General features: G+C 46.5%; 6 protein-coding genes and 2 pseudogenes. 4 read left to right on the top strand and 4 right to left on the bottom strand.

The window, feature by feature from the left end; all coding sequences use genetic code 11:
* A pseudogene (locus tag IQ263_RS27745) lies at positions 1-233 on the bottom strand (photosystem II D2 protein (photosystem q(a) protein)); the annotation flags it as partial.
* 477 nt (positions 234-710) lie between these two features.
* Here IQ263_RS27745 and IQ263_RS27740 point away from each other — a divergent pair.
* Together IQ263_RS27740 and IQ263_RS27735 are read left to right on the top strand one after the other, a co-directional pair.
* On the top strand, positions 711-983 hold the full coding sequence (locus IQ263_RS27740; protein ID WP_194012426.1) for a UPF0367 protein family: 273 nt from the start codon (positions 711-713) through the stop codon (positions 981-983).
* The gene (locus tag IQ263_RS27735) at positions 980-1,678 is read left to right on the top strand and encodes an energy-coupling factor ABC transporter ATP-binding protein (protein WP_194071251.1); all 699 of its coding nucleotides are present in this window, start codon (positions 980-982) and stop codon (positions 1,676-1,678) included. The genes IQ263_RS27740 and IQ263_RS27735 overlap by 4 nt, the downstream gene beginning before the upstream one ends.
* A 99-nt stretch (positions 1,679-1,777) precedes the next feature.
* Here IQ263_RS27735 and IQ263_RS27730 read toward each other — a convergent pair whose 3' ends face one another.
* Positions 1,778-2,569, bottom strand: coding sequence for a DUF4058 family protein (locus tag IQ263_RS27730; RefSeq protein ID WP_194071250.1), 792 nt, complete (start codon positions 2,567-2,569; stop codon positions 1,778-1,780).
* A 237-nt stretch (positions 2,570-2,806) separates the two neighbouring features.
* Positions 2,807-3,049: a hypothetical protein gene (locus IQ263_RS27725; protein WP_194071249.1), complete on the bottom strand. Its 243-nt coding sequence runs from the start codon at positions 3,047-3,049 to the stop codon at positions 2,807-2,809.
* A gap of 124 nt (positions 3,050-3,173) precedes the next feature.
* On the opposite strand from IQ263_RS27725, the gene IQ263_RS27720 reads away from it, so the two are divergent.
* Complete coding sequence (locus IQ263_RS27720; protein ID WP_194063647.1) at positions 3,174-3,386, top strand: helix-turn-helix domain-containing protein; 213 nt, start codon at positions 3,174-3,176, stop codon at positions 3,384-3,386.
* Positions 3,387-3,406: 20 nt separating this feature from the next.
* Positions 3,407-3,518: pseudogene (locus IQ263_RS27715) on the top strand (helix-turn-helix domain-containing protein); the annotation flags it as partial.
* Between the two features lie 442 nt (positions 3,519-3,960).
* On the opposite strand, the gene IQ263_RS27710 reads toward IQ263_RS27715, so the two are convergent.
* Entirely contained in the window at positions 3,961-4,236 is a 276-nt protein-coding gene (locus IQ263_RS27710; protein WP_194071248.1) for a hypothetical protein, read from the bottom strand.
* Between the last annotated feature and the right edge of the window lie 180 nt (positions 4,237-4,416).

The following is a 4,416-nucleotide window of genomic DNA, read 5'->3' as shown; positions in this document are numbered from 1 at the left end:
ACTGCGACGGTGAGGAAGTTGGCTCCTTCGAGGTAGGAGCTTGCCAAACCGTGGGTGTACCAGGATGTGACGAAGGTGGTGCCGGTCAGCCAGCCACCGATGGATAGGTAGGCGCAGGGAAATAGCAGGATGCCAGACCAGCCTACGAAGACGAAGCGATCGCGCTTGAGCCAGTCGTCGAGTACATCAAAGATGCCTCTTTCGGTCTGGGCGCGTCCGACTGCGATTGTCATTTACGCAAATCTCCAAATAGATATAATTACAACGGATTTTTCTCTAATCATCAGTCTGCTACCGTTGCCTCTGCTTAGCAGAAAACAAGTAGGATTATGAACAGAGTTTACTTTTCTTTACCGTATTCACAATTATAAAGGTAATTCTTTACAAAAGCAAGTCTTTCTTAAATAACTTCGGGATTTTGACTTGTCCTCGGAAGTTCTCGAAGTTCTCGAATCAACCGGGAATGCGAGCATCTAGGGCTTGGCAAAAAGCATTTTTTTATTTTAGTGCTGTCCTCCTACAGCGCTGGTTATAGGAGCTCGAAGAGTTCGTGAGGGCACGCTAAAATGCTGGCGCGCAAATGCTCCCGCGCCCTGCTGGGCGCACACTCACGAGCATTGGGCTACAGAAACTGGGTGTTTTCTACACAATACTTCGTTACATCTATATATACTGAGGAGAGAGTTCCAAACTTAGGTTTTTAAGACTATATGTTCAGCATTGACATGATTGTGAAGAACACGCCCGTCTCGCTGTCGGTGCAGCGGAAGCTAGCCGAGGACGCTGAGGCTGTTTACCAGCAGGTTGTAGAAGCGATTCGCAACTCGCAACCGCAAATTTTGGAACTCACTTGCGAGAAAAATCCTGAGAAAAAGGTAGCTGTGCTCAGCAGCGAGATTTCTGGGGTGGTGATTTCTCAGAAATCGGGGGCGGCTTCTTCAGGTAGGGCTCCCGGTTTTGTCTCGATGACATTAGGAGAATGAGGGCTGGGGGTGTTGGTGCCGGTATGGGCCAGTCAGCGGTTGCTGTGCGGGATTTGGGTTTTTGCTGGCCGTCGGGCGATCGAGTTTTGCAAGGTTGCTCTCTGGATGTACCAAAGGGCGAGTTTTGGATGCTTTTGGGTACTAACGGTAGTGGCAAATCTACGCTGCTGAGGCTGATGGCTGGGCTGCTGCACCCCCAGTCGGGCGAAATTGATCTGGGCGGGCGTGTGGGTTTTGTGTTCCAAAACCCGGATCACCAGTTGGTGATGCCGACGGTGGGTGCTGATGTGGCTTTTGGTTTGGTGGAGGAAAAGCTTTCTAATCTTCAGGTGCGCGAGAGGGTGGCTGAGGCTTTGGAGGCTGTGAATTTGCTGGATTTGCAGCGGCGGCCGATTTATGCTTTGAGTGGGGGCCAGAAGCAGCGAATTGCCCTTGCTGGGGCGATCGCCCGTCACTGCGAAATTCTGCTGTTGGATGAACCGACGGCTTTGTTAGATCCTGATTCTCAGTTGGATTTGGTGGTGGCGGTGCAGCGGTTGGTGAAAAATCGCGGGATTACTGCTTTGTGGGTGACTCACCGTTTGGATGAGTTGAATTATTGTGATGGGGCTTTTTTGTTGGAAAAGGGCCAAGTTGTCGATCGGGGAGATCCGGCGCGTTTGAAGCAGCGGTTGATGCAAAGCCAAGATGTTTAGCTGTTAAGCAATTGTTGAATTAAGTTACTCGGCGATTGAAATCGCTTCTACAGAAACGAAGTCTGCCTCTGCAGACTAAAAGCATAGCTGCACGCCCAATTAATCTCGCAATCCCCGATCGCGCAACCAAGCATCTGCCCAAATTGTATCGGCCTCTGACAGCGCTGGTATGACTTCCCAGTTGCGATAATCTATCTTCAGGTCGTAACTTGCTATGTCGTAAATTTGAGTGAATAATTCCTGCAAATTTATGACTGGTTCGGTGTCGCCCGATCGCAGCGGTAAAGGAAAGGCAGGCATCGAATTTTGCAGGTTAAAAGCATACAAATCAGCTCTAGGACGGCGATTTCCCCGACACACCAAAACGCTATAGTGACTATCAATGTTGTTTTCAAGAATTGGCATTTTTCGACCGCGCCGCAATAAATCTATTTCTATTAAATGAGTGCGACTACCTAAAATTTCTTCTCGCTTTTCTTCGTACATTTGTCGCCCTTTGCCTGTTCGCTTATTCGTAGGCGAGAGAATTTCAATTACTGTTATCAATTCTTTTTCCCCCCTTTCTCTAATTTCTAAATAAGCTTCTCGAAGCGTGTAAGGTATGGGAAGAGTTACTGTGAATGGTTGTGTAGGCGGTGCTGCAACTGCTACGTTTGATGCTATTGTTTCTGTTGCAGTTGGTGGCTGCATTACAGTTACGTCGGGAATGCCAATGACTGATAAATCGTCGTCAGCCGTTTCATAGATTCTCACTTCCAGCGACACTAAATACTTAGGACGCAGTTGGGGAGATAAAAACCTGAAAATTTCACTAATCAGCAAGTTATGCATCCCAGGCCAGAGTTCGGGATGCTCTAAATACGGGTCCATACCGGGAAAGGGAGATGGCATTGATTTGACTCCTTGACTCAAGTCTATTTATAGTTTAGCAATACTTTTCTGGCGCGAATGGCTTGCCAACAGATTTTAGGGCATAGCTTTGCTTGTTGCAAATGATGACTGAAGGCTCGATCCACCTTTTGCAATAATAGGTTCGATCGCACATCTTGCACTTATTGCCATATTCCGTCGGGGGTTTAAACCGCTGCCGGAATATGGCAACAAATGCAAGATATCAGTTCGATCGCATTAACGTTCGATCGCCAATTGCATCGGAATTGGAACGCTGTTTTCATCTAAGACAGACACCGCATTTACGAATACAATTGTATGCGGGACTGCGGGCATTAAGCGGCGCAGTGCTTTGAGGTAAGATTCGGCATCTCGGCGACGGGCGAAACGGGCGACTGTTAACCGCTGACAGTTTGGGAGGTGGCGAATTATGCACCAAGGTTGAAGTCGATCGCGATAAGTGACTTGTTTTGGTATCATAGGAAAATCCTTCCCACTTTTGTGGGTGGTGAATGAAAGGCGATCGCTCTAGATTTCTCAGGTCACGGGGCGATCGCTGTATCTGTATATTAAAAGATATGAGCATAGCTTCTGTCAAGCATAAATGGGATTAATTCGGTTGCGAGTTCGAGAACTAGCTGAGGAAAAGGGTTGGACGCTGAAAGAAGTCTCTGACAGAACGGGAATTCCCTACAGCACGGTTAAAAAATACGCCCAAGCTCCCAAAATGGCAACGGTGGACTATACGGCTTTGCAGAAACTTGCTGAAGTCTTCGATGTGATGGTGGAAGACTTGGTTGAGGTTTTGGAACGGTAAACTGATTTGTCAGCGGGAAGATGGGTCTAATTCGATTGCGGGTTCGAGAACTAGCCGAAGAGAAGGGTTGGACGTTGAAAGAAGTTTCTGAGCGATCGGGCATTCCTTAACACTACCGTTAGAAGTTATGCGTATTCTTCCAAGTCCGTCGGGGGTTGAAAACCCCCGCCTCAAAGCTAAAGTCGTCTAAAGACGACTGAAGGGGCGATCGATCAGAGCTTCAATCCTTTTTTTTAAATTTTTAATCAATCATTTCTTCAGTCCAATTCAGTGGACTTTCGCTTTGAGGCTCTTGTTGAAACAAGAGCCGGAATCGGGCAACAAATGCAAGATACAGCATATTCCATGTATATGTGGTACACACAATCTTGTGAGATCGCCCGTGTAAGGTGCGTCGCCCACGGGCGATCTGCAAGTTTTATCAAATATGAAGCAGATCCGCACCTGGAGGATTAACACCACATAATATAGCGGCTACTGTACTTCCAAGCAATTTAAGTCGCTCGGTAATTGAAATCGCTCAGCTACTTGTGTTTTAAGTCAAAAATGGGTATTAATTAATCTATCGGAGAAGCTATTTCTGATGTGAAGGCATCTCTATGTGGTATTCTTTTTTGCCTTCTTTTCTTGTTAAAATGAGTGAATTAATGTGTGTCAAAGCAATTGGAAAAGGCTCTTGATGAGACTCGCATAAAGTGCCGATAATCGTGACCAAATCTTCATAGGGTGGCCCACCAATATATGGTGGTACTTTATTTAATAATTGTTCCTTCAACTTTATTGGTTGCTCAATAAGTATTGATTCACGATGTATTTGACTGAATAAAATATTTGCAAAATCTGTTGACAAAAACCCCAGCTCGCCGTAAAGGATAAGATATCCTGCAACCTCTACTTTAGTGCCAGGGCTATTTCATTCTGGACAAAGCGTGAGATTGCTTGTAGGCTGGGGATGTCCTTGGTTATGTGATTGTTAAGTATGAGTAGTTTAGCGATTGTTGCGGCGTTTTCTGGATTGCCCGATGCCCGA

It is taken from the genome of Tychonema sp. LEGE 06208 (assembly GCF_015207505.1).
Classification (GTDB): domain Bacteria; phylum Cyanobacteriota; class Cyanobacteriia; order Cyanobacteriales; family Microcoleaceae; genus Microcoleus.
The sequence above is the reverse complement of the archived record's forward strand: the minus strand, read 5'-3'. Positions and strand labels throughout refer to the sequence as shown.

Excerpts from the sequence above, each read along its gene's own strand:
- IQ263_RS27735 (WP_194071251.1), top strand. The coding sequence starts at position 980 with ATGAGGGCTGGGGGTGTTGGTGCCGGTATGGGCCAGTCAGCGGTTGCT.
- IQ263_RS27740 (WP_194012426.1), top strand. The coding sequence starts at position 711 with ATGTTCAGCATTGACATGATTGTGAAGAACACGCCCGTCTCGCTGTCG.
- IQ263_RS27730 (WP_194071250.1), bottom strand. The coding sequence starts at position 2,569 with ATGCCATCTCCCTTTCCCGGTATGGACCCGTATTTAGAGCATCCCGAA.
- IQ263_RS27720 (WP_194063647.1), top strand. The coding sequence starts at position 3,174 with ATGGGATTAATTCGGTTGCGAGTTCGAGAACTAGCTGAGGAAAAGGGT.
- IQ263_RS27725 (WP_194071249.1), bottom strand. The coding sequence starts at position 3,049 with ATGATACCAAAACAAGTCACTTATCGCGATCGACTTCAACCTTGGTGC.